General features: G+C 59.9%; 21 protein-coding genes. 10 read left to right on the top strand and 11 right to left on the bottom strand.

Annotation, left to right across the window (positions count from 1 at the left end; translation table 11 throughout):
* Positions 1 to 59 precede the first annotated feature (59 nt).
* Positions 60 to 884: an RDD family protein gene (locus ADA16_RS06840; RefSeq protein WP_239659379.1), complete on the bottom strand. Its 825-nt coding sequence runs from the start codon at positions 882 to 884 to the stop codon at positions 60 to 62.
* Positions 885 to 1,006: 122 nt separating this feature from the next.
* Here ADA16_RS06840 and ADA16_RS06835 point away from each other — a divergent pair, with 122 nt between their 5' ends.
* The 3 genes from ADA16_RS06835 to ADA16_RS06825 all read left to right on the top strand — a co-directional run bounded on the left by ADA16_RS06835 (position 1,007) and on the right by ADA16_RS06825 (position 2,962).
* A complete protein-coding gene (locus ADA16_RS06835) occupies positions 1,007 to 1,804 on the top strand; it encodes an exodeoxyribonuclease III (RefSeq protein WP_048760354.1) in 798 nt (265 codons plus the stop codon).
* A 234-nt stretch (positions 1,805 to 2,038) separates the two neighbouring features.
* A complete protein-coding gene (locus ADA16_RS06830; protein WP_048760351.1) occupies positions 2,039 to 2,602 on the top strand; it encodes a MarR family winged helix-turn-helix transcriptional regulator in 564 nt (187 codons plus the stop codon).
* A 42-nt stretch (positions 2,603 to 2,644) separates the two neighbouring features.
* Positions 2,645 to 2,962, top strand: a complete 318-nt coding sequence (locus ADA16_RS06825) for a hypothetical protein (RefSeq protein WP_193387493.1) — start codon at positions 2,645 to 2,647, stop codon at positions 2,960 to 2,962.
* Positions 2,963 to 3,094: 132 nt separating this feature from the next.
* Here ADA16_RS06825 and ADA16_RS06820 read toward each other — a convergent pair whose 3' ends face one another.
* Positions 3,095 to 3,598 carry an NUDIX hydrolase gene (locus tag ADA16_RS06820; RefSeq protein WP_048760350.1) on the bottom strand — a complete coding sequence of 168 codons (504 nt, stop codon included), beginning with the start codon at positions 3,596 to 3,598 and terminating at the stop codon, positions 3,095 to 3,097.
* Positions 3,599 to 3,733: 135 nt separating this feature from the next.
* On the opposite strand from ADA16_RS06820, the gene ADA16_RS06815 reads away from it, so the two are divergent.
* The 4 genes from ADA16_RS06815 to ADA16_RS06800 all read left to right on the top strand — a co-directional run bounded on the left by ADA16_RS06815 (position 3,734) and on the right by ADA16_RS06800 (position 9,964).
* Positions 3,734 to 5,401 carry a hypothetical protein gene (locus ADA16_RS06815; protein ID WP_048760348.1) on the top strand — a complete coding sequence of 556 codons (1,668 nt, stop codon included), beginning with the start codon at positions 3,734 to 3,736 and terminating at the stop codon, positions 5,399 to 5,401.
* Positions 5,398 to 6,477, top strand: coding sequence for a transporter substrate-binding domain-containing protein (locus ADA16_RS06810; protein WP_048760347.1), 1,080 nt, complete (start codon positions 5,398 to 5,400; stop codon positions 6,475 to 6,477). The genes ADA16_RS06815 and ADA16_RS06810 overlap by 4 nt, the downstream gene beginning before the upstream one ends.
* Entirely contained in the window at positions 6,474 to 8,924 is a 2,451-nt protein-coding gene (locus tag ADA16_RS06805; protein ID WP_048760346.1) for a serine/threonine protein kinase, read from the top strand. Before ADA16_RS06810 ends, ADA16_RS06805 begins: the two co-directional genes overlap by 4 nt.
* A 188-nt stretch (positions 8,925 to 9,112) precedes the next feature.
* On the top strand, positions 9,113 to 9,964 hold the full coding sequence (locus ADA16_RS06800; RefSeq protein WP_048760345.1) for a L,D-transpeptidase: 852 nt from the start codon (positions 9,113 to 9,115) through the stop codon (positions 9,962 to 9,964).
* A 236-nt stretch (positions 9,965 to 10,200) separates the two neighbouring features.
* Here the strand turns inward: ADA16_RS06800 and ADA16_RS06795 are convergent, their stop codons facing one another.
* Both ADA16_RS06795 and pta read right to left on the bottom strand, forming a co-directional pair.
* On the bottom strand, positions 10,201 to 11,397 hold the full coding sequence (locus tag ADA16_RS06795; RefSeq protein WP_048760344.1) for an acetate kinase: 1,197 nt from the start codon (positions 11,395 to 11,397) through the stop codon (positions 10,201 to 10,203).
* Positions 11,398 to 11,402: 5 nt separating this feature from the next.
* Positions 11,403 to 12,833, bottom strand: a complete 1,431-nt coding sequence (gene pta / locus ADA16_RS06790; RefSeq protein WP_414629656.1) for a phosphate acetyltransferase — start codon at positions 12,831 to 12,833, stop codon at positions 11,403 to 11,405.
* Between the two features lie 586 nt (positions 12,834 to 13,419).
* On the opposite strand from pta, the gene ADA16_RS06785 reads away from it, so the two are divergent.
* Positions 13,420 to 14,808 (top strand): FAD-dependent oxidoreductase, encoded by a 1,389-nt coding sequence (locus ADA16_RS06785; protein ID WP_048760340.1) that lies wholly within the window; start codon positions 13,420 to 13,422, stop codon positions 14,806 to 14,808.
* A gap of 25 nt (positions 14,809 to 14,833) precedes the next feature.
* Here ADA16_RS06785 and ADA16_RS06780 read toward each other — a convergent pair whose 3' ends face one another.
* The 7 genes from ADA16_RS06780 to ADA16_RS06755 form a co-directional block, all read right to left on the bottom strand.
* Positions 14,834 to 15,604, bottom strand: a complete 771-nt coding sequence (locus ADA16_RS06780; RefSeq protein WP_048760338.1) for a sirohydrochlorin chelatase — start codon at positions 15,602 to 15,604, stop codon at positions 14,834 to 14,836.
* A gap of 55 nt (positions 15,605 to 15,659) precedes the next feature.
* Positions 15,660 to 16,961 carry a sulfate adenylyltransferase subunit 1 gene (locus ADA16_RS06775; RefSeq protein WP_048760336.1) on the bottom strand — a complete coding sequence of 434 codons (1,302 nt, stop codon included), beginning with the start codon at positions 16,959 to 16,961 and terminating at the stop codon, positions 15,660 to 15,662.
* Entirely contained in the window at positions 16,961 to 17,887 is a 927-nt protein-coding gene (gene cysD / locus ADA16_RS06770; RefSeq protein ID WP_048760334.1) for a sulfate adenylyltransferase subunit CysD, read from the bottom strand. Before cysD ends, ADA16_RS06775 begins: the two co-directional genes overlap by 1 nt.
* A 159-nt stretch (positions 17,888 to 18,046) precedes the next feature.
* Positions 18,047 to 18,811, bottom strand: a complete 765-nt coding sequence (locus ADA16_RS06765) for a phosphoadenylyl-sulfate reductase (RefSeq protein WP_048760332.1) — start codon at positions 18,809 to 18,811, stop codon at positions 18,047 to 18,049.
* Positions 18,808 to 19,065, bottom strand: a complete 258-nt coding sequence (locus tag ADA16_RS11000; RefSeq protein ID WP_239659378.1) for a hypothetical protein — start codon at positions 19,063 to 19,065, stop codon at positions 18,808 to 18,810. Before ADA16_RS11000 ends, ADA16_RS06765 begins: the two co-directional genes overlap by 4 nt.
* The gene (locus ADA16_RS06760) at positions 19,062 to 20,768 is read right to left on the bottom strand and encodes a nitrite/sulfite reductase (protein WP_048760331.1); all 1,707 of its coding nucleotides are present in this window, start codon (positions 20,766 to 20,768) and stop codon (positions 19,062 to 19,064) included. Before ADA16_RS06760 ends, ADA16_RS11000 begins: the two co-directional genes overlap by 4 nt.
* Positions 20,769 to 20,942: 174 nt before the next feature.
* Positions 20,943 to 21,968, bottom strand: coding sequence for a sulfite exporter TauE/SafE family protein (locus ADA16_RS06755; protein WP_048760329.1), 1,026 nt, complete (start codon positions 21,966 to 21,968; stop codon positions 20,943 to 20,945).
* 252 nt (positions 21,969 to 22,220) lie between these two features.
* On the opposite strand from ADA16_RS06755, the gene ADA16_RS06750 reads away from it, so the two are divergent.
* Both ADA16_RS06750 and ADA16_RS06745 read left to right on the top strand, forming a co-directional pair.
* On the top strand, positions 22,221 to 23,726 hold the full coding sequence (locus tag ADA16_RS06750) for an FAD-dependent oxidoreductase (RefSeq protein ID WP_048760327.1): 1,506 nt from the start codon (positions 22,221 to 22,223) through the stop codon (positions 23,724 to 23,726).
* A 64-nt stretch (positions 23,727 to 23,790) separates the two neighbouring features.
* The gene (locus ADA16_RS06745; protein ID WP_048760325.1) at positions 23,791 to 24,294 is read left to right on the top strand and encodes a phosphoribosyltransferase; all 504 of its coding nucleotides are present in this window, start codon (positions 23,791 to 23,793) and stop codon (positions 24,292 to 24,294) included.
* Positions 24,295 to 24,329 lie beyond the last annotated feature (35 nt).

The following is a 24,329-nucleotide window of genomic DNA, read 5'->3' as shown; positions in this document are numbered from 1 at the left end:
AGACGAGCCAGGCTAGGTTTAGCCCCTTTTCCCTGGCAGTCAACTTTTCTCTGCTCTTTCTACTTCCCGCGCTGAACCCGCTTCCTCTGTGTCTTCCGCTTCAGCTGTCGCGACTTGTTGTCCTTCTGATCCATGTGCCGCTGCCCGCGCGACAGCTCGCGTGTCTCAGGTTTTTCCACTACACGCGTACGGACCGAGAGCTCATGGCGACCTCGCCCCAGCGGGTCGCGGGACGCACCCATCGCAATCCAGCCAGCCAGGCCCGCAGAGACGAACCAACCGGCGAACGGAATCATCGACGGCAGAATCCAGGCATTACGCACGAAACCATCACGCGCCGAAACAGGCATTCCGTGTGCGCCTTCAATCTTCATCCCCATGGCGTGCTTGCCCGGCGACCCGTCAAAAATGGAGTCCCCCGCAACACGGTAGAGATAAAAACCACCGGGTCCGAGGAAGAGACTGATTACCATCACCAACACACCGTTTTCAGAAGTCCCCACGATGCTAGCGAGAACTGCGATGGCGGCAATCAACGCAATGTAGATCACAGAATCCACCAGCAGCGCGCCAGCACGACGTGCCACCGAGCCATTGGCCAGATTGGGGTCAAAGCCCAGGTGCACTGCCATTTGCGCGGTCAGCGGTGCAACTTTGGGGTTAGTGCTGAGCTCACCGAAGGAAGACGCCCCGTAACCGACGGGGTACCCGCTTTCATAGCCGACCGGAATATTTGATGCCGGGTACGGCACTTCCTGATACGGCATTGCCGCATCGTACGCCCCATAAGCGTCGTGCTCCCGATAAGCGTACCTGCCACTACTACTCAGGTCATCCGCCGGACTGTACTCGCCGTCGTAACGGCGATCGTCCCAGTTAGCCAACCTCGAAACTCCCTTTCCTGCTGGGCTTCCGCCCACTTTGCCCACCCATTGTCCACTTATTTTGTCACTGCTTTGTTCAACGCATGAGGCCGCTCTTTCGTTCCCCTTTTACAATCGTTGATATGCGAATCTGTGTCTGGAACGTCAATTCGGCCCGAACTCGCCTCGACCGAATGGTGGAAATGCTGCGCCGAAATGACATTGATGTCCTGGCCGTCCAGGAAACCAAGTGCAAGAACGACCAATTCCCTTCCGCTGCTTTTGAAGAGCTCGGATACCAAATCGCCCACCACGGCCTGAATCAGTGGAATGGTGTTGCCATCATCTCCCGCGTCGGTCTTGACGATATCCAGGCAGGATTCCCTGGCCAACCCGGCTTCAACAAGGACCCCGATGCAGCGCCCGCCCTGGAGGCTCGCCATATCGCCGCTACCTGCGGTGGCGTGCGTGTCCACAGTCTCTACATCCCGAACGGCCGCGACATCACCGACCCGCACTTCGAGTACAAGCTCGAATTTTTGGAGCGGCTCCGTCAGCACATCATCGCCACGCTTGACGACGATCCGGAGGCCACCTTCATGATGGGCGGCGACTTCAACATCGCTCCGACCGATGGCGATGTCTGGTCGATGACAGCCTTCGCGGGTAAAACACACGTCACCCCACCTGAACGCGCAGCCTTCTATGCACTGGAGCAGGCGGGCATGAAAGAAGTGACTCGTCAGTTCACCCCAAACCAGTGGACCTACTGGGATTACAAGGCCGGTCGCTTTTTTAAGGACGAGGGCATGCGCATCGATTTCCAGCTCGCCTCCCCCGCCCTTGCTGCAAAGGCATCCTCGGGATTCATCGACATCGAAGAGCGGCAGGGCAAGGGCGCATCCGACCATGCTCCGGTGATTGTGACTTACGACGTGTAGACAAATGTGCAGGCATAAGTCCTGCAGGATGGGTCGTCACTGGGGCCGTCGTATAGCGGCGTTTTTGCTGTCAGCCCCCCTAAAAACAGGGGCAGAGGTGCACGATAAAGCTCCTACACAAGACTTATAAACCTAACTTTTTGTTTAATCTACAAATTTTCACCACGGAAAGTTATTTCGACGATATAAGGTGTTATTTCAGAACATCAATTCATTACGTCGGGAAGGAAGACCATGACTTCTGCACGCTCCCCTCAGCGCACCACCACCCCGGAGCCAGCGAGCGGCTTCCCTACCGCGGATGACTCGATTGAGTTCGATGAATCACTGCGCGAAAGCGTGCAGAAGATTTCCATCGGCTTGTATGACTTCCTCGCGTCGACCCGCCGTCTCGGTGAGCGCCCAAATGCCAGGATGGACATTTCCCAGTCAGAGATGGAAGTACTGCACTTCATTTCGACCCACCCGGGCTGCGGCGTATCTGACATTGCACGCCTGCGCTTCCTCCGCCCATCCAACGTGTCGGCGACAGTTCGCCGCCTGCTCGACAACGGACTGATTGAGCGCGAGAACAACGCGAAGGACCGCCGTGCGCAGAACCTCTATGTCTCCAGCGATGGCGAGTCCCTCCTAGAGCAGCTCATCGACCACTGGGGCGCGCTGGTGTACGAAATTGTACGGACGATGTCACCGAAGGACGTTCGCGCCCTGATTAAGGCGCTGCCTTCACTGCTGAAGCTGGCGGAGCACTCGGAAAGCTATGTTGAGGAGCACCAGCGCCGCCAGGAGCCGTTCTAAAAACCCGCCTCTAAGCCCTTCTAACCAGGTACGATGATGCTTATGGCTATTACTTTGAAGAAGGCAAAAGACGTAAAGACCGCTCCACTGGTGGCCACTGGCCTCATCGGCGGCTGGCTCACCGCTCGCGAAACCGGCATTCGCCCACTCGGCGGTGTCATCCTGGGCGCTGCCGGCGCATATGCTGCACGCACCTGGCACGAAAAGACTGGCGCCCTGGGAACCACCGGCCTGGTGGCCACCTACCTCGGCGCTTTCGGCCTCTCGCACCCACTGGCCAAGAAGATTGGCGCATGGCCGTCCGTCCTGGCTGTCACCGCGCTGGCCGCTGGTGCGGCAGCAGTCGCTGACTCCAAGTAGGCAACAAGTAGCCAATTAGACAAGCCGCTCTCCCGACCTAAAAGTCGCGCCGGGGAGCGACTTTTGCATGCCAATCTCAGCGCGCAGCCTCAATGGGGGCGGTGTGAACCTCAGACCTAGCCACCTAGTCACCTAGTCAAGGTTTTCCAGCAGCTTCTCGAGGTGCGTGCGCACCCTTGGCCACGATTCCGCGAAAGCTGGAAGCAGGTCGAGGCTGTCGACATCGGCAAGCGGAACCCAGCGCAGTTCTAAGGACTCCTCGTTCGGATTCGTCTCCAGTTCCTCGGCAGCTAGCGCGTAGACCGTGTGATACTTCCAATCGCCAGCGAGCTCGGGGCGGTCCGGATCGGCCGGGAAGGGACCAGTGGTGACCTGCGTGTCGAGGATGCGAAGCTGGTGCTCGAGAAGTCCAGTTTCCTCAGCTGTCTCACGCAGCGCAGTCGCCTCGGGGGTCTCATGAGAATCACAAGCCCCACCAGGAACACCCCACGTTAGGGGGAATGATGTCCAGTCAGCTCGATACTGCATAAGCACAGTGCGCTGAGGGCTCGCAATCAGCAGCCCCGCAGCTCCGAAGCGTCCCCAACAGCGCGTACCGTTGGGACCAGCTGACCAACCATTTCCATCCTGAAGCATGTTTCCACCCTACGCCAGATGGGCTTGTGTTTTCGGTCACAAGCTCGAGCGACTAAGATTTTCAAGGAACTAACGTCGCTCTGAGCGGAGGGATTACCGCAGGCGACTTCGGTCACGTCGGAAGGACACGTGCGCATGGGTGAAACCACTTCAAGTGCGCCTCATTCCCGCGCCCACGACAAAAACCGAAACCCATTTCACCGTAAGAATCGCGCCCCACGCCGAGCTCGTTTCAGCGGTCGAACCACTCCCGGTGGCGAAAGCTTAGACACGCACACCGCAACTCAGGCGGCAAAGGACTCGAAAGAAGCTCCCGCGCCAACCCCCGAGAGCGCCGCGCCGTCAACTGCTCTGGAAACCTCCGAGTCCTCGGCCAATACAACCGCTACAGCCACATCAGCGACGCCCGCAGGAGCCGCATCCCCAGCGATGCCTCCGCGCGATACCGATCTGCGCGTGGATGCCCTCGAAATTGGCCCCCGCAACCGGAGACTGACACGTTTTCTCGGTGACCGCCTCTACGACAAGCTCGGCCCGTCGGCCACGTATGTGCGCCGTTCAGTGTCCTTTTTGATGACATCGCCGGGCCGCTTGACCATAGTCGCCCTCATCCTCATTGTCGCTATCCTGGCCGCCGGCCTATCCATGTGGCAAACAACCTCGCAACGCCAGCAGCAGCTCACCCGAATTTCGCAACTGAGCGAACCGATGGCCAATGCCTCACAGAATCTTTATGCCTCGCTGACGATTGCCGATGCGTCGGCCAACACCGCCTTTTCCCGTGGCACGCTCAACAGCAACCAGGATCTTGTCAGCAACTTCGACGACGTCATCGCACAGGCCTCCATGTCCGCTACCCGCGCGGCTACGGGCATTGAAAACGTCGATGATCCAGAGATGAAGGATATCGCGACTGTACAGCGTCTGTTGCCGGTCTACACCGGCATGGTCGAGACAGCCCGCGCGAATGCGCGCCAGGGCAATCCCGTCAGTGTCGCGTACCTCGCCTCTGCCTCAAACCTGATGCAGGTGCAGATTCTGCCAGCAGCAAAGTCGCTCTACGAACGCACCAGTACCACCACTAATGCAGAGCAGCGCGAACTGTCGAGGCCTCCGCTGTTCCCAATGTCAGGCCTGGCAGCGGCAATTTTGATGCTGATACTCACACAGTGGTGGCTGACCCGTCGCACCGGCCGCCTATTCAACGTCGGTCTTTTTGGCGCGACCATGTTGATGGCCATCGCACTTGTCGGCGTGGGAATTGCCACCACTCAACCATGGCAATCCAACTCCATCTTCGGCGACCAGCGCCCTGACGTTCACACCCTCACCGAGGTACGCATTGATGCCCAGCAGCTACGCGCCAGCGAAACTCTCGGCTTGGTACGCCGTCAGCCGGCGGATGCGGAGTCCTTCTCACAGTCCGTGCGCTCCCTGGTCGGTGAGCTGGAAAGAGTGGATGCCAACGCCCCGGACGACGATGTCCGATCTGCCATCCACGCTGTCTACAGCTGGGAGGCCGGTCACAACCTGATGATGGAGCACTTAAGTGCAGGTGACTACGCCGGAGCGGTTCGCGTCGCAACCGATGTGGATAACGCCAGCTCATCGGCAACTGCGTTCGGGCAGTTCGATGAGTCACTGCAGAACTCCATCGCTGAGTCCCGTCTGACCGCCCGCGAGAACCTCGACCAATCCCGTCGCGCTATCGCGGCACTGTCCCTGGCTACGGTTACTCTGACCGTAATCGCAGCAGTTCTGGTCGTTATCGGATTCCGCCACCGGCTCCTGGAGTACCTATGATCGTCCCGTTGTCCCCATCGCACCGCGGTTTCGTCGGTTGGCGGCGCATGGCTACCCTCGGTGTGCTCGCCATCGCCGGCCTCACCATCAGCGCCTGCGCACCCGATTCGCTTGCCGACGATCCCTACTCGCGCACCATCCTTGAGGCCACCGGCGATTTCCCTCTGCCACCGGGCGCGTTCTACGACAAGGCCTCCTCGAAGAAGCCTGCGACTCAGACGAACACCCCAGATTTGTCCACACTAGCGCCAGATGACCAAACACCAGCGGAACGAGTCCCGGAGATTTACAAGCGCGGCCGCATCATTATTGGTGTTGACCAGTCGTTGAACCTACTCAGCTTCCGCGATTTCAGCACCGGCGAGCTCTCTGGGTTTGAAGTATCTCTGGCACAAGAGATTGCCAGGGACATCTTTGATAATCCCGACGCCGTTGAGTTCCGGTTCGTCGACAGCAATGAACGCATCGCTGCACTCGAGGACGGCACCGTCGATGTCGTGTTGCGCACTATGACGGTCACCGATGCCCGGCGCGAAAAGGCGCTGTTTTCCGCACCGTATTTGACGGCACGAGCTGGGGTGCTTGTCTCTTCGCCGGGTGGCGATGCCTCCCCTGAGGACGTCGAGGACGGGCGTATCTGTGTCTCCCGAGGATCCACTACCGAGGATTTGATTCGGCGCCTCTCGCCGAACAATACGCTGTTGTTGGTCGGTAACTGGTCGGATTGCCTGATTGCACTTCAAAACGACCAAGCAGAGATTGTCGTTGCCGACGACACCATCCTCGCTGGTATCAACGACCAAGATCCGGCCACCGCAATTGTTCAGCGAGACTTGAACGAGGAAAGCTACGCGGCCGGTGTGTCCAAGAAGAACCCCGGCCTCGTTCGCCAAATCAACGCGACCCTGGAGCGCATAGCGAACGACGGCACCTGGCAATCTCTCTACAACACCTGGTTCGGCCCCTTCCTACCAAGTGGTACCCAACCGGTGCCACAGTACGGCAACGACGAAGACATACTTGGAATTACGCCCACACCGGAAGCTGCTCCAGAAGGCGAGGTGAATGACCGATGAGCGACGAAAACCAGCACCCCGAGCAAGCCCAGCATTCCCAGCACACGCCCGGCCCCCAGGAGGACGTCCACGCAGAGGCAGAGGCTGCTGCAACTCAGGCCGTCGCCTTCGACCCGTTCGCCGATAAAGACGAGCAGGAGCCCGGCACTGCCGCTGTCGCTTTCGACCCCTTTGCAGATGATGACGATGACGAAGAGTTTGATATCTCCGAGTTGTTGGGGCGCGGGGATTCGTCGTCAAGCGAGACGACCGCACCGGGCGCCCAGCCGGCGGATCCGTCGATGGCCTCCCACCGTAAAGCGTTGGAGGACTTCCGCCGGAAGCGCTCGAATGCGCACCGCGGACGCACGGTCGCCGACGGCATGGTGCACCTGCCGTACATCACGACGCAGGACCCGCGAGATGCGGTGATGAGCGAGGAGAAGATTCGGGCGACGAATAAGCCGACGCCGAATCTAAAAGCCGGCGATATCGTCGCAGATCAGTATGAGATTGTGGGGCCGGTTGCCCATGGCGGTCTCGGCTGGATTTATCTGGCAATTGACCACAATGTCTCGGATCGCTGGGTCGTGCTCAAGGGCATGATGGCTGCGAAAAACGAGAAAGATTTCGCCGTAGTCCAGGCAGAACGCGAGTTCCTCGCGGAAATCTCGCATCCGGGGATTGTGAAGATTATCAACTTCATCGACGAGACGGACACCGACAGCGCCACCGGCTTCATTGTGATGGAGTACGTCGGCGGCCCGTCGTTGCGCAAACATCGTCGAAGCTACCCGGACGGCGTTATGCCCTGCGACCTGGCGATTGGCTACATTCTGGAGCTATTACCCGCGCTTGATTACCTGCACTCGCGCGGCGTTGTCTACAACGATTTGAAGCCGGACAATGTGCTACTCACAGAGGATCACGTCACGCTTATCGACGTCGGCGCAGTCACCGGCATCGGCGCCTACGGCCATATCTACGGCACACCTGGCTTCCAGGCGCCGGAGATTGCCACGACGGGACCGACAATCGCCAGTGATATCTACACCGTCGGCCGCACGCTGGCCTCGCTAATTTTGAAACTGCCGGCGACCAACGGTGTCTACGATCCGGGGCTGCCCACTCCCGTTGAGGAGCCCCTGTTCCGCCGTTTCTACTCGCTCTACCGCTTCCTATTGCGCGCTTGCCACGAGGACCCCGAGGCCCGCTTCGGTTCCGCCGAAGAGATGAGTGTGCAGCTCATCGGCGTACTGCGCGAAATTCTAGCGGTACGCGACGGCGTGCAATTCCCCCAGGCAGTGTCGAATTTCTCGCCGCAGCGTTCCACGTACGGCACCAAACACCTGGTGTTCCGCACCGATCAGCTTGTCGACGGAATCACCCGCGGCGTAGAAATCACTCCGCAAGAGGTGACTTTCGCGCTGCCTGTGCCGCTGATTAACCCGACGGACCCTGGTGCACGAATCCTAAGTGCCTCGTCGTTTACCGAGCCCAACGAATTAATCGAAACCCTGACCAACGCACTGTCCGAACCCGAGTATGGCTCCTCGGTGGAAATTCCATTGGGCATCGTGCGTGCAAAGCTGGATCTGGGATTGATTGATGATGCCCGCGATAGCCTCCGCGATACCTCCGAACGCCTGCAGCGCGATTGGCGTTACCGCTGGTACGAGGGCATCACTTACCTGCTTCTCGATCAGTTCAATGATGCCCTAGCGTCATTCCACCATGTGCTGACCATGCTGCCCGGCGAACCCGCTCCAAAACTAGCGCTGGCCGCGACTCTCGAGCTGATTCAGCAGCGCCTGGGCATCGCCAACGCCTCCCTCCTTGAACCCGCCGTCGCCCGCGCCGCCGCGAACTTGAGCAGCGCGTTGGATAATGTCGCCGCTGGTACGCCCGAGATCTTCTCCCCCGATTGGATCAACGAGTCCCTGTCACCACAGACTATCCGTTTCAATACTCTCCGTCTCTATGCTGTCGTGTGGGCGGCCAACCCTACGACGGTGTCCTCCGCCTTCGGCTTGGCTCGTCAGCTGGCCTCCGAGCGTCAGCACGAGATGGCTATCTCCCAGCTCGATCGCGTTCCCGGCAACTCCCGACACCATCGCATGGCACGCTTGACGACGATTCTCATGCTCACCTCCGGGCAGCCTTCCGAGTTGACCGAGTCGAGAATTCGCCGTGCTGCTCGCCGGCTTGTGGAACTCCCGACGAATGAACCGCGCATGCCGCAGCTACGCATTGCCGTGATGGCATCGGCACTGAACTGGTTGCGTAGCTCGAACCTCGACCATGCGGCGAGCTCTAACGGACTTTTCGATGCGCCCTTCACCGTGGCTGGCCTGCGCGAGGGGCTGGAAAAGGACCTGCGAATGCTGGCGCGCTCTTCCCAGTTTCCGCGGCACCGCTACAATTTGGTGGATATCGCCAACCTCATCCGACCACGAACTTGGCGTTAGGTTTTGATGCTGGAATGGCGCTGGGCTGATGCCGGACTGATGCTGGGTTAGTGTGCACGGAGTGCGGCACTGAGGCTTTAGTGCCGCTTTAGTACCGCCCCTGGTCAAACGTGAGGTTGGCGCGTGAGCGCCACCCCGGAATTGGTGAATAAAGAGAGAATTACGGTTAGTGGTTTAAGATATCCCCTATGTTTGCCTCCTCGAAATCTTCTCTCCGTAGCGCTAAGCGTGTCATCATCAGCGCTGCAGCCCTCACCACCGCCTTTGGTATTGGCGCCGGCACTGCCGTTGCTCTGCCGGTTTACCCGGATCTGCAGTCGGCGGGTCAGAAGGTCCGAGATCTCAAGCTGCCGGAAATCTCGACTCTGAATCCACGCGATCTTGCCCCTGAGCTCTCTGAGGTACTGGACTCCTCATCTGTGAAGCTGCCGGATTCGGTTGTCGCCCTGATTAATGAGAACGTCAAATTCGCTGAGAATAACAAGCAGCTGGCGGACAAGATCAAAACCCAGCTGCTGAGTGCCATCGACAGCTTGCCGCTGCCGGCACCGCAGAAGGCCGAGGCTACCCGCGTCGTCAACGAGGTTTTCGGTTTGCTGGAGGGCCAGAACAAGCCGTCGCAGCCTGAGCCGGCGCCTGCCCCTGCTCCACAGCCAGAGCAGAAGCCACGCCCAGAACCGCGCCCAGAACCAAACAACCCGTGCCCTCCGAGTGCCCGTGCTTGCGTTGACCTGGCCAACCAGAAGACCTGGCTGCAGGAAAATGGCCATATCACCTACGGTCCGGTGCCAATGTCCTCCGGTATGCCGGGCTATGAGACCACCCGCGGCAACCTGAGCGTTACCCGCAAGGTCCGTGATGAGTGGTCGGTCCCTTACAACGGTCCGATGCCATTCTCGGTGTACTTCACCAATGACGGCGAGGCTTTCCACGAGGGTTCTGTCAATCAGATGTCCCACGGCTGCATCCACCTGAATCACGATGATGCCGTGATGTACTTCGACACCCTGCAGGTCGGCGACGGCGTCTACATCTGGTAGTTACTGGTAGCTATCTGCCCCTTCCGATGTGCTTCGGTGATGACTGTGTCTTTTACGCAGTTGTCAGTGGCGTGTACAAAACAAGCCCGCCCCGCTAGGTTCTTCCAGTTTGGAAGCTAGCGGGGCGGGCTTATTTTGTTGAGGTACAGCTGTGTATTCAACAGGCGTGGCATCTAGCGGCCGTCGATTGCGGGTTACAGGAGCCCTGCCTACTCGTCGGAGCTCCTACTCAAAAACTAGTCCACGAAACTCATTGCGTAGCGGGCAATGGCCAGCTCTTCATTGGTTGGAACTACGAAGACCTTGACCTTCGAGTCATCCGCAGAAATCAGACGCGGGCCGTCGTTCGGCTGAGAGTTGCGCTCGTCATCAATCTTGATGCCAAAGTTCTCGAGCTCAGCCATTGAGTCACGGCGGATACCGACGTGATTCTCACCGACGCCGGCAGTGAAGGTGATGGCGTCCAGGCGACCGAGAATCAGCATGTAAGAGCCGATGTAGCGGCGCAGCTGGTGGACGTACATCTGGTATGCAGCCCAGGCATCCGGGTCATGGTCATCCATGCGCTCCTGCAGGACACGGAAGTCATTGACCCCGGAGACACCCTTCAGACCAGACTGGCGGTTGCACAGGTTGTCGATCTCATCGATGCTCATGCCATTGCGGTAGAGGTGGAAGATGATGCCCGGATCAATGTCACCGGTACGAGTGCCCATCATCAGACCGGCCAGTGGGGTCAGCCCCATCGAGGTATCCACCGCCTGGCCACCTCGGATAGCCGCACACGACGCACCATTGCCCAGGTGCAGCGTGATCTGATTGATTTCCTCTGTCGGCTTGTTCAAAAGGTCCGGCACCTGCTTGGAGACAAACTCATGCGAGGTGCCGTGGAAGCCGTAACGACGGATGTCGAACTTGGATGCGACCTCGGCGTTAAGCGGGTACAGAGCAGCAGCCGGCGGCATGGTGTGGAAGAAACCAGTGTCGAAAACAGCGACATGAGGCACATCAGGAAGCAGCTTGCGCGACTCTTCGATACCGACAATGTTGGCCGGGTTATGCAGTGGTGCCAGCGGAATCAAATCACGAATCATGCCGACGATTTCATCGTTAATCAGCTCCGGGCCCGAAAACAGGCGACCACCGTGAACGACGCGGTGACCAACTGCGGCAATATCCACAGACTCCGGGCCAACACCATGCTCATCCATCAGCGCGAACGCGCGGTCGAGGCCACTGGCGTGGTCTGCGATTGGCTCGGTGATTTCAATCTTCTGTCCGGAGAACTTCAGATTAACAACACCGTCTTCTTCACCAATGCGCTCAACCAGACCGGAGACATACGGCGGCTGTGTGGAGTCCTTTTCCGGATCTACCAACTGAAACTTGATGGAGGAGGAACCGGAGTTCAAAACAAGTACATGACGGGACATAATATTTAGTTTCCTCCAGCCTGAATAGCGGTAATTGCAACCGTGTTGATGATGTCCGGCACCGTGGCGCCACGGGAAAGGTCATTGACCGGCTTGTTCAAGCCCTGCAGAATCGGGCCGATTGCCAATGCACCGCCGCAACGCTGGGCAATCTTGTAACCGATGTTACCGGCGTCCAAATCCGGGAACACGAAAACAGTTGCCTTACCCGCAACGGAGGAATCCGGCATCTTCTTCGCTGCCACAGACGGGTCAATAGCGGCATCGAATTGCAGTGGACCGTCGACAGCGAGGTCAGGAGACAGCTCCTTGGCCTTGGCCCGACCAGCCTTCACACGGTCAACATCCTCACCGGTGCCGGACGCACCAGTGGAGTAGCTCAGCATGGCGACACGAGCATCGATACCGAAGGAAGCTGCAGTTTCAGCGGATACTACCGCGATTTCACCCAGCTGCTCCGGAGCCGGCTTCGGCAGCACCGCGCAGTCCGCAAAACCCCACAGCGAGTTATCCATAACCATGAGGAATAGCGACGACACCGTGGATGCCGACGGCTTGGTCTTAATAATCTGCAGGGATGGACGGATGGTGTGAGCAGTCGTGTGGGCTGCACCGGAAACCATGCCGTCGACAAGCCCGTTGTGAATCATCATCGTCGCAAAGTAGGAGATGTCCTGCATCGTCTCACGGGCCTGCTCCAGCGTGACGCCCTTGGCCTTGCGCATCTCTGCGAACTGCTCCGCGAACTGCTCAACGTACTCGGAGGTCTGCGGGTTCCAGAGATGAGCAGCGTTGATGTCGTACCCCAGTTCGGAGGCGCGCGCCTCCATAGCGTCCGGGTCACCGAGGATGGTGAGCTCACAGATGTCTTCGTGCAAGAGGTAATCAGCGGCCTCGAGAATGCGATCGTCATCGCCCTCTGGCAACACAATGTGGCGCTTATCAGCCTTGGCGCGCTGCAGCAGCCACCACTGGAAACGCTGCGGAGTCATCACAGCGGTGACCTCGCGGCTAACGACCTTGCGCAGCCCCTCGATATCGTCAACCGCAACAACGGGAACATCAAGCTCGAGAGTCTTAGCAGCCTCGGCCGCGTCCTCCCCGGTCAGGACAACAGCGAGCACCTCGCTATGACGCTGAGCTGCGCTGCTGAGAGCCAGACGAATGCGAGCCTTGGCGGCATCTTCATGGCAGCCCGTACCACCAGCGACAACGATGACACCGGCACCGGCGACAGTGGCAATACGGAAGTCGAAGTCCAGGTTGCCGGAGCCAGTCAGTACTGCCGCGCCCTCGTTAGCAACGCGGTCAGCCTCGACAGCACTGACGATGGTGTCAAGCGCAGATTCCGAATCAGAAACAACCTGGTCCACAGTGGCGCCGTGCGGCCCACCGACAGTGTGGAGGCAACGTGCCCCACCCAGTGCCTCAGACAATGCCGTAATGACATCTTGCAGATTGTCTGCGCGGTCTACTGAAGTAATCAGGACTGCGGAGTTGTTGGTGGACGCTTGGGCGTTCTTTTCGCTCACCGACGTTCCTTTCTCGCACTGCGCTTAATCGTTGACTTGCTTAATCGCTGACTTGGCTTGAGCCGTTGGACTGCCTGAGCCTCAAATCATTATTTTCATCTTATTGTGAGTCACCTTACATCTCACGGCAGACGCAAACCTCCCTGGTTACCCCTGGTAGCCACACATTTCCCCACAGATTCCAACGAATTTCCCGCACAATGCCCGCTTTTGCACTGTTTTTCTAGTGAACTATCCCAAATTCCCACATCAAACGTGATTAAGGTCACATTTAGTTTTGTCTATCTCCGAAAGCATCTCACCAATGATGTGATGCTCACCTCTCGATTTTTCGTAAGTTATCGCTACGATTGGGGGCGCTACCATTGGGAATGTCGAATAAACCCAAAGCTGACCAATAACTCACTTTCCCGCGAGGTCACCGCTGGCAGCTACTTACGCCGCGGTCTCGTGGCCGTCGTAAAGCATTAGAGAAAGAAGGACAGACTTCATGAATCGCCCGCTCCGCGTTGCCGTAATTGGCTCTGGCCCGGCCGGTGTTTATGCTTCCGATGCACTGATGAAATCCAGTACCGACGTGGAAGTCGATCTCTTTGAAAAGATGCCGACTCCATTCGGCCTGATTCGCTACGGCGTCGCCCCCGACCACCCACGTATCAAGGGCATCATCATGGCCCTGCACCGTGTGATGGAAAAGCCGGAGCTACGTCTGTTCTCCAACGTTGAGTTCGGCAAGGACATCACCCTCGACGAATTAAAGGAGCATTACGACGCCGTCATCTTCGCCACCGGTGCTGTCGGCGACCGCGCACTGCCGACGCCGGGTGCGGATCTGCCGGAGCACTTTGGTGCTGGTGAATTCGTGGGCTTCTACGACGGCAATCCGCTTTTTGAGCGCACCTGGGACCTCTCGGCGGAGTCCGTGGCCGTCGTCGGTGTCGGTAACGTCGCGCTGGACGTCTCCCGAATCCTGGCGAAGACCGGCGAGGAACTGCACGTCACGGAGATTCCGGACAATGTCTACGAGGTTCTGAAGACCAATAAGGCCAAGGAAGTCCACGTCTTCGGTCGACGTGGCCCGGCACAGGCAAAGTTCACTCCGCTGGAGCTCAAGGAACTGGACTACTCACCAAACGTCGAGGTCGTTGTCGATCCGCGCGATATTGACTACGACTCCGCGTCCGAGATTATGCGTCGCAACTCCAAGATCACTGACCAGGTCTGCACCATCCTGGAGAACTACGCCATCCGCGAACCGAAGAACGCACCGCACAAGCTCTACATTCACTTCTTCGAGTCGCCAGTGGAAATCCTCAGCGAGGAGGGCGCCGACGGCGAGCAGCATGTGGTCGGCTTGCGCACGCAGCGTATGGAATACGACGGGGCTGGCGGGCTGTGCCCGACCGGCGAGACCACCGACTGGAAGGTCGGCGCGGTCTACTCCGCCGTGGGCTACCGCTCCGACGCACTGCCGGGAATCCCGTTCGACAACGTCAAGAACGTCATCTCCAACGTCGGCGGTCGAGTCATTGAATCGGAAAACACCGAGGATGAAGAAGCCGAGACCATCACCGGCCTCTACACCACCGGGTGGGTTCGCCGTGGCCCGGTCGGCCTGATTGGCAATACCAAGGGCGATGCCAACGAGGCCGTGGCCAACCTGCTGGCAGATGCCGCAGAAGGCAAGAAGTTCACCCCATCCAAGCCGGAGCTGTCCGCAGTCAACGAGCTGCTGGAATCCAAGGGCATCGATTACCTGGATTGGGAGGGCTGGCACAAGCTCGATGCCGCCGAGCGCGCCGCCGGCGAGGCCGAGGGGCGCGAGCGCAAGAAGTACGTCGAGTGGGATGAGATGGTCGCTCACTCCAAGGGCGAGTAACTAGGGCTCTACCGGCACTACCGCCCTAGGCAACCACCGGCACGTTCGCGTAGGCGGATCGCGAGTCCCAGCGACAGCACACAATCGGTGCCAAGAGCTCAGCCAATGGCTCGCCAAAAGCCACTTGGCCAGCACCAGCAGCGGCTCCAGCATCGACGACTCGATCCCACAGCAGCCCCGGCGCGGTAAACAGCGGCACCACTACGAGTCCGCGACCACGCTTGGCCGCGCGCTCCTGTGCCACGGCCACGGCATCGGCTCCCTTGATTTTCTCGGGACCGACCACGAATGACGCACTCACATACCCCGGCAGCATCCCGCCGAGGCCTGCCGCGAACTGGTGCACAGCCGCATTGGCATCCTCATCGGAGGAGCCAACCCCCATCACCAGCGCATCCACCGGCCAGGAAAAAGATGCCTTCTCCGCCGCTTCGATGATTCGCTTGACGACGGCGCGCTTCGTGCCGTCGCCAAGCCCAAGTCCTGCGGCCACTGTGATGTCAACACCGTGACGATCGCAGAGCCGAACCTGCTCGGGAACGTCGACTCGCGAGTGGAACGCATCAGTGAACAGTAGAGGTACGGCCAGTGCGCGAGTCTCGCCAGCGGCGGCGAGGTCGGCGCAGACGGCGTCCAGCGAAGGCTCGTCGAGGTCCAGCCAAGCGAGGCGAATCTGGGAGGGAGCGTCCAGACGGGTGAGCGGCATCTTCTCGCGCACGAGTGCGACCACCTCTTCGAGCACCGGTTTGGTCTCGGAATGTCGTGAACCGTGCGCTAGCAAAATCAGTGCTGTCATCGGTGGTCTCCTCAGTCTCGCTAGCTGTGCTTTCTGGTTTCTCTATCTGGCAGCTCTACTGAGCTGCGCCACGCACGAGGCCAGCGGTGAGGGTGTCACCGGTGCCCGGCTCAATAAGCAGGAAGGCACCGACACGACCACCGACGCGGTAGGCATCGACCGGGAGCGGCTGCGCGACCTCGATGGTCACCTCAGCGACATCATTGACCGCGAGCTGGTCGGCAACGCCGGTGGGCTCACCGGTCTCGATGTCGATAAGAGCATCGACGGAAGCGATACGCCCACGCACCAGCGCGGCACCGTAGCGCACCTCAACGACACGACCGACTGCCAGCGGCTTGTCCGCAAGGTGGACAGCCACGGCGGAGAAGCGGCGGACGTCCTCCGGACGGGTGCCGCTGATAAGGTCACCGCGGGCGAGGTCGAACTCGGCATCCAGGCTGATGGCCACGGATTGACCGGCTACGGCCTCGCTGACGTCCTCAGCTGCCACAGTGATCTTCGTGACGGTCGCCTGACGGTTAGCGTCCACGGAGACAGCGTCGCCCACACGCACACTACCTGCGGCGATACGGCCAGCGTAACCGCGGTACTCGGTGGCGTGATCACGAATGACGTAGTCGATGGGCAGACGCAGGTCGGCCTCGGCATCGGTTTCCAGATCGGCACCGATGTTGAGGTTTTCCAGCAGTTCCAGCACGGTCGGACCCTCATACCACGGGGTGTGCTGGGAAGGATCGACAATGTTGTCGCCGACCAGAGCCGACACCGGAACAACGAAGGTGTTCTGCAGACCCAGGCGCTCTGCCAGCGCTGCCACATCCGACTCAATCTTGCGGAAGGCATCTTCGCTGTAGTCCAACAGGTCAATCTTGTTGACCGCGAAGATGACGTGGCGGACACCCAGCAGGCCGGCCACCGTTGCGTGACGCTTGGTCTGCGTCACGACGCCGTTGCGCGCGTCGATAAGCAAAACGACAGCCTCGGCGGTGGACATACCGGTAATCGTGTTTCGGGTGTACTGCTCGTGACCAGGGCAGTCGGCGAGGATGAACGAGCGGACGTCGGTGGCGAAATAGCGGTAGGCGACGTCGATGGTGATACCCTGCTCTCGCTCGGCACGCAGGCCGTCGACCAGCAGCGACAGGTCAGGATTTTCCTGACCGCGTGCCTGTGAGGAGGCGACGACAGCCTCATACTGGTCGGCGAGGATGTTCTTCGTGTCGTGCAGCAGGCGACCGACGAAGGTGGACTTACCGTCGTCGACGGAGCCAGCGGTGCACAGGCGAAGAGTGCGACGAGCGCGAGTGGCGCGGTCGGCGGTAATCAGGGTAGCTGGGGAATTTGGCTGGCTCATCAGAAGTAACCTTCCTTCTTGCGGTCTTCCATGGAGGATTCGGACAACTTGTCATCTGCGCGGGTAGCGCCACGCTCGGTGAGCTTGGATGTGCGAAGTTCCTCCATGACCTCCGCAATAGTGGTGGCAGTCGATTCGACAGCGCCGGTGCAGCTCATGTCACCGACAGTGCGGTAGCGGACGGTGCGAACTTCGAGGGTTTCGCCGTCGCGGGGTCCACCCCACTCGCCCGGTGCCAGCCACATACCGCCGCGGTTGAACACCTCACGCTCGTGGGCGAAGTAAATGGGTGGCAATTCAATATCACGAGCTTCGATGTAGGCCCAGACGTCGGCCTCGGTCCAGTTCGAGATTGGGAAAACGCGAACGTTCTCACCGGCGGCGTGACGGCCGTTGTAGAGGCCCCACAGCTCGGGGCGCTGACGACGCGGATCCCAACCGCCGAAGGAGTCACGGACGGAGAACACACGCTCCTTGGCGCGGGCCTTTTCCTCATCGCGGCGGGCGCCACCGAGGACAGCGTCGTAACCACGGTTGGCGATGGTTTCCACCAGCGGCACGGTCTGCAGGGGGTTGCGGGTACCGTCGGCACGCTCGGTGAGCACGCCACTGTCGATCCAGTCCTGAACCTCGGCTACGTGCAGCTTGATGCCTGGCTGAGCGGCAATCTTGTCGCGGAACGCAATGACTTCGGGGAAGTTGTGGCCGGTGTCGACGTGGAGCAGCTCCAGCGGGATACTCGCCGGCGCGAAAGCGCGCTTGGCCAGCTCGAGCACGACTACGGAGTCCTTTCCGCCGGAGAAAAGCAGTGCCGGACGGTCAAACTGGCCGGCAGTCTGGCGGATAATGTCGATGGCCTCGGCCTCGAGCTCGGCAAGCCGCGGGTCTAGGCGGTTCTGTACGGAAACGGTGGTTGAGCTTGTCATGGGGTTCTTTCTGTTGTGGCTGTGTTAGCTGTGTTAGCTTGTTGGCTGTTTTAAAAAACTGTCTGTATAAGCTGCAGTTCGCAGCGAGCCATGAGCGGCAATTGGTTAGTGGCTAGTGGCTAGTGGCTGTCGGTATCGTCTAGCCGCCAGCCGCTCAAACTAGAGATGCAATCCGCACTCTGTCTTTTCGCTGCCCGCCCAGCGGCCTGAGCGCGGATCCGCCCCCTCGGCCACTCGCGCGGTGCATGTCGCGCAGCCAATCGACGGGAACCCCTGTTGTGTCAGCGGATGCACAATGAGGTCGTTGTCCTCGATGTACTGGGCAACGTCCTCATCCGTCCAGGTGGCCAGCGGGTTGAGCTTAATGCGACCGGTCTTATCGATTTCCAGTACCGGCGTGTGCGCGCGGGTCGGCGCGTCGACACGCTTCAGTCCAGTGACCCAGCCCTCGTAGGGGCGCTTCACGGCTGACAGTGGCTCGACCTTCCGCAGTGCGCAGCAGCGCGTCGGGTCGGTTTTGTACAGGTCGACACCCTCTTCGGCGTCCTGTTCGGCGCGGGTGCGCTTCGGCTCAATCGACAGCAGTCGGTTGTCGTAGCGCTGTGCAACCTGCTCCGCCACATCGAGGGTCTCCGGGAAGTGGTAACCCGTATCCAGGAAGATCAAATCCGCCTCCGGCGCGTGCCGAGCAGCCAGCTCCGCCAATACCGTGTCCTGCATCGACAGGGTCACAGCCAGTGGCGTGTGCAGGTGCTCCGCACCCCATTCCAGTACTTCCCCGGAAGTGGCAGTCTCCAGCTTGGAGCCCCACTCCAGCGCGAGCTCGATCAGACGACGAGCGGTCTCCGGATTGTCCAGCACGTCCTCACGCGCGAGCGCCTCCTGAGTCTTAATGACTTCAGCGGTTTTCAGTCCCGTGCTCATGACGCCACCTTCCTATCAATATGACCATGCAGTTTCACTGTGAATACCCGGCAGCATTCGCGGCATTGCCAGGCGTAATCGGTTTCTACATCGGGCCACAGATCGTCACCGCCGCAGTATGGGCAGTGCATCACCGCGCCGCGGTTCGGATTGGGGTGTGCGCTTCGGCCACCAATCCCCAGTCGCGCTGGGGTCTCGTCTTGTTCGCTTGCCGACGGTCCCTGCGACCGAACCTCATTGGGAGATTCACTCACTTCAGGTCCTCCTCATCAGCTCGGACGATCCACTCGCGGAACTGTTCGCCCTCGTGACGCTGATCCTTGAAGTGATTGACGACCCGCTCGATGTAGTCCCCCAGTTCTGCGGAGGTGACCTTGTGGCCACGAACCTTGCGGCCGAAGTTGGCATCGAGTCCCAACGAGCCACCGAGGTGAACCTGGAACCCCTCAACGCGATTGCCCTCGTCGTCGGTGACGATTTGCCCCTTGAGTCCGATGTCGGCAATCTGCGTGCGGGCGCAGGCATTCGGGCAGCCGTTGAGCGCAATGGTAATTGGGACATCGAGGTCGCCGAGGCGTTCCTCCAAGTCGTCCACCAAATCAATTGCGCGCTGGCGCGTGGTGACAAGTGCGAGCTTGCAGAACTCCAGGCCGGTGCAGGCCAGGATCCCCCGTCGGAAAGCGGAGGGCTTGGCGGACAGGCCAATTTCGTCGAGTTCTGCGAGCAGGGAGTCAACCTGGTCGTCGGCGACGTCGAGGAGAATGAGCTCCTTCATCACGGTGGTGCGGACGCGGGAGACACCGTGGCGCTCGGCAATGTCAGCGAGCTTGACCAGGTCAGAGCCCGGAACGCGGCCGACAGCGGGCTTAACGCCGACGTAGTTGAGACCGTCGGCCTGCTTGTGCACGCCGATGTGGTCGCGGTCACCCTCGAAAGGCTCGGGCGCGGGGCCGTCGATAAGCTTGCGGTTGAGGTAGTCGTCTTCGAGCACCTGGCGGAACTTCTCCGCGCCCCATTCGGCGACGAGGAACTTCAGACGCGCGCGGTTGCGCAGGCGACGGTAACCGTAGTCACGGAAGATTCGGCACACGCCAGCCCATACCTCGGGAACCTCGTCCTCGGGGATCCAGGCACCGAGACGCTGGGCGAGCATCGGGTTGGTGGAAAGACCGCCGCCGACCCAAACGTCGAAACCGGGGCCGTGCTCGGGGTGATTGACACCGACGAAGGCAACGTCCTGGACCTCGTGGGTGACGTCGAGACGCGGGGAGCCGGAAACTGCGGACTTAAACTTACGCGGCAGGTTGGAGAACTCGTCGCCGGAGAGGTACTCCTCCTTGATGCGGCGAATTGCATTGGTGCCGTCGACAATCTCATCAGCTGCCACGCCGGCGACCGGGCTGCCCAGGATAACGCGGGGGACATCGCCGCAGCCGAAGTTGGTGTCGAGGCCGACTCGCTCAAGGCGGTCCCAAATCTCCGGCATGTCCTCGATGCGGATCCAGTGCAACTGGACATTCTGGCGGTCGGAGAAGTCCGCGGTGTCGCGGGCGAAGTCGCGGGAGATCTCGCCGATGGTGCGAATGCCCTCAGTGGTGGTCTGGCCACCATCGAGGCGAACGCGGAGCATAAAGTACTTGTCCTGCAGCTCGGCGTTGGTCTTCACACCGGTGTGCTCACCACTAAGGCCCTGCTTGCGCTGGGTGTAGAGGCCAATCCACTTAAAACGCGGGGCTAGATCCTCTGCGGGGATGGAATCAAAACCCCGCTTGGAGTAGGTGTCGATAACACGCTGCTTAACGGCAAAGCCGGCATCTTCTTTCTTAATGCGCTCGTCGTCGTTAAGAGGCTCGCGGCCGTCGATAAGCCACTGCCCCTGCGGCTTCGGTGCGCGCTTCTTACGTCGGGTAGCCGCTGCGGAAGCCGGACGCTCGGCGGTTTTCGTAGGAGAGCTCATGGGAATCTACCGAATCACTTTCGTTTTTTGTTCTCGTTGACCGAATCAGAGTTTTGAATCAGTCCCGAGCGGATTAGTTTCTAAATTTTTATAGACCGTGCGGTCTACGTTGCGTTGGAGGCAACATTAGACCGACCAGTCTGCCTAGTGCAAGACGGGGGCACACCCAAACGACTAGCGAAACCCTGCTTCGCCCACGTGGACACCGTTTTCTGCGGCCACCTTGATACCGTCAGAAACCTCTTCAGCCCCAGCATCAACCCCAACCTGTGATGGAGGTTCAGAATTAGGCAGGCCAGCCGAGGAAGACTGAGAATCCGGCTCGAGCTGCACACGCTGACGCAGACCCGGAAGCGTGTCGTGCGAACGCGCCCACAGCACCAGCACCACGACAGCAAAAGCCCACACGAGCAGCACTGTCGCCAGCACACTGCCGGAAACTAGCGGCGAAAACAGAGTGCGAATATTCAGCCCCACCAACACGCCGCCAATCACAATTCCAAGCAGGCGTGGATTAATGCGCCCCACCAGGTACGCAGCCAAAGGCGCGGCAATTACACCGCCGCACAACAAACCAATTACCGGTGCGGCATGCTGAGTGAATTCCTCCCGCAGCTTGGGCAAAAAGCCCAGTACAGCAGCTGAAGCGACAAGAAATTCCGCCGCAGAAACAGTGCCGATAATCTTCCGCGGCTGATCAGCCTCAGCACCGAGCAACGTAGAGGTCGTAACAGGCCCCCAACCGCCGCCACCAGTGGAATCGAGCAGACCACCAAAGAGCCCCAGCGGAGCGAGCTTCTTCGCTCCCCAGGTCTTTTTCTTGCGCTTAACATTAGCCAGGAAGGCGAAGCGAATAATCACCCACAGGCCGAGAAAAAGCAAGATTGTCGAGGTCACAGGCGTCGCGGCATCACCGTCGAGATTGGACAAAAAGGTCGCACCAACAAATGCGCCAATAGCACCCGGTACACCAAGGCTCAGTACGCGCCGCCAGTCGACATTTCCGAATCGCCAGTGCGAAATACCAGAGGCCAGTGTCGTACCCACCTCCGCTACATGCACCACCGCCGATGCAGTGGCAGCGCTACTACCAGCGACAATAAACAGGGAAGTGGCGGTGACACCGAACGCCATCCCCAGAGTGCCATCGACTAATTGCGCGCCAAGGCCGATTAGCACAAAGACTATGAGTTTTTCCATGACAAGCCCTTCCCCGCCTACCCCAACCAGAGCCTGCCGTTGCCACGATGCCCAGAAGATGAACTAACTCAGAGCCCATCCAGCAGAAGCGATGCGCAGCAAAACCCTCTCAAGCCAAAGCGGTGATTCTTGCGGTGTTTTGTGTTTGCATTTTGTAGACCAGTTTGTCTATATTCTGTTGCAGCAAGCATAGACCGATTGGTCTACGATAAGCAATCGCGACAAAGAAAAACGTAAAAAGGATTCCACCCAATGACCAACAACCAAGCTGCAGCCCAGAACACGGCCGCTTCCCCACTGCCCGACCTCGCTGACTCCACCACACCGCTGCGTGTAGCTGTGGTCGGCTCGGGCCCAGCTGGCATCTACGCCTCCGATGCGTTGATGAAGTCCGGCCGCGACGTCGCCATTGACCTCTACGAGCGTCTCCCGGTGCCGTTCGGTCTCATCCGCTATGGCGTTGCCCCAGACCACCCACGAATCAAGGGCATCATTAAGTCCCTGCACCGAGTGCTGGACAAGCCACAGGTTCGACTGCTGGGCAACGTGGACGTCGGCAAGCAAGTCAGCGTTGAGGAACTGCGCCAGTTCTACGACGCCATCGTCTTCGCCACCGGCGCGACCGGCGACCGCGACCTGAACATCCCGGGCTCCGACCTACCGGAGCACTACGGGGCTGGTGAGTTCGTAGGTTTCTACGACTCCCACCCGGAGTTCGCCCGCGACTGGGATCTCTCCGCTGACTCTGTTGCAGTGGTCGGCGTCGGCAACGTGGGCCTCGACGTCGCCCGTATTCTCGCCAAGACTGCCGATGAGCTGCACGTCACCGAAATTGCCGACAACGTCTACGATGGCCTGGCAAAGAACGCCGCCCGCGAAATTCACGTCTTCGGTCGCCGCGGTCCGGCTCAGGCAAAGTTCACTCCACTAGAGCTGAAGGAACTGGATCACTCCGACACCATTGAGGTGGTCGTGAATCCGGAGGACATCCAGTACGACGCCGCCTCCGAAACCGCCCGTCGCGAGTCCAAGATCACCGACCAGGTCTGCACGATTCTGGAAAACTACGCGATCCGCGAACCGAAGGGTGCCCCGCACAAGCTCTTCATCCACTTCTTCGAGTCCCCGGTCGAAATCATCGGTGAGACCGGCGAAGATGGCGTACAGCACGTCAGCGCTATCCGCACCGAACGCACTGAGCTCGATGGCGAGGGCGGCGTCCGCGGCACCGGCGAGTTCACCGAATGGCCGGTCGGCGCGGTCTACCGCGCAGTTGGCTACCGCTCCGACGCGGTCACTGGCGTACCGTTCGACACCGGCACCCACACCATCCCGGATGCCGGCGGACGCGTGCTTGACGACGTCGACGGCAACCACATCCAGGGCCTGTACACCACTGGCTGGATCCGCCGTGGCCCGGTCGGCCTAATCGGTAACACCAAGGGCGATGCCAACGAAACCATCGGAAACCTCATCGCCGACTGGGAGGCAGGTCGCCTGGTCGCACCTGCAAAACCCACGCATAACGACGTCGACGAGTTCCTGGCCTACAAGGGCCTCCACGTCACCACCTGGGAGGGCTGGCACGCACTCGATGCCGCCGAGCGTGCAGCGGGCGAAGCCGAAGGCCGCGAGCGCAAGAAGCTGGTCGAGTGGGCCGACATGGTTTCGGCCTCCACGGTCGTCGCAAAGCAGCCGGATGCCGAGGACGTGGCTGAAGCTGTCCACGAAGCCGTTGTGGAGACTGTCGCCAGCTAGCGCGTCGGGTCTAACCTGGCAGTTGATTGTGCACGTCAGTCGGTATTCGGATTAGAGTTAATACATGGCTTATCATGCAGACTCATCCAACCTGGACGTCAAGGAAGTTCTGACCTGGGAGGGCTTCGGCGTCGCCTCCCGCGAACTGGCACAGCAGATTGTTGATTCGGGCTTCAATCCGGAGATTATTATCGCCGTGGCCCGCGGTGGCCTTCTGCCGGCAGGTGCGCTCAGCTACACCATGGGCGTCAAGCTTTCAGATGCCATTAACGTCGAGTTCTACACCGACGTGGCGGAGACCCTGCCGGATCCGGTTTTGCTGGAACCGCTGCTGGACATCGAGTCGATTTCCGACCGCCGTCTGCTGGTCGTTGACGATGTCGCAGACTCCGGTCGCACGCTGCACCTGGTGCTTGACCTGCTCAAGACTTACGGCGCGGAAGTACGCTCCGCTGTGCTCTACGGCAAGTCCCGCTCGGAGATTGCACCGGACTACGTCTGGAAGCACACCGATGACTGGATTGTCTTCCCCTGGTCGGCCGAGCCACCGGTACAAAAGTCCAAGTAGCTCGCGCACTGCAGTGAGCGCACAAAAAGTGCGCT

This window comes from Corynebacterium vitaeruminis, assembly GCF_001054325.1.
Lineage (GTDB): Bacteria > Actinomycetota > Actinomycetes > Mycobacteriales > Mycobacteriaceae > Corynebacterium > Corynebacterium vitaeruminis_A.
This window is presented reverse-complemented; position numbering and strand designations above follow the sequence as displayed.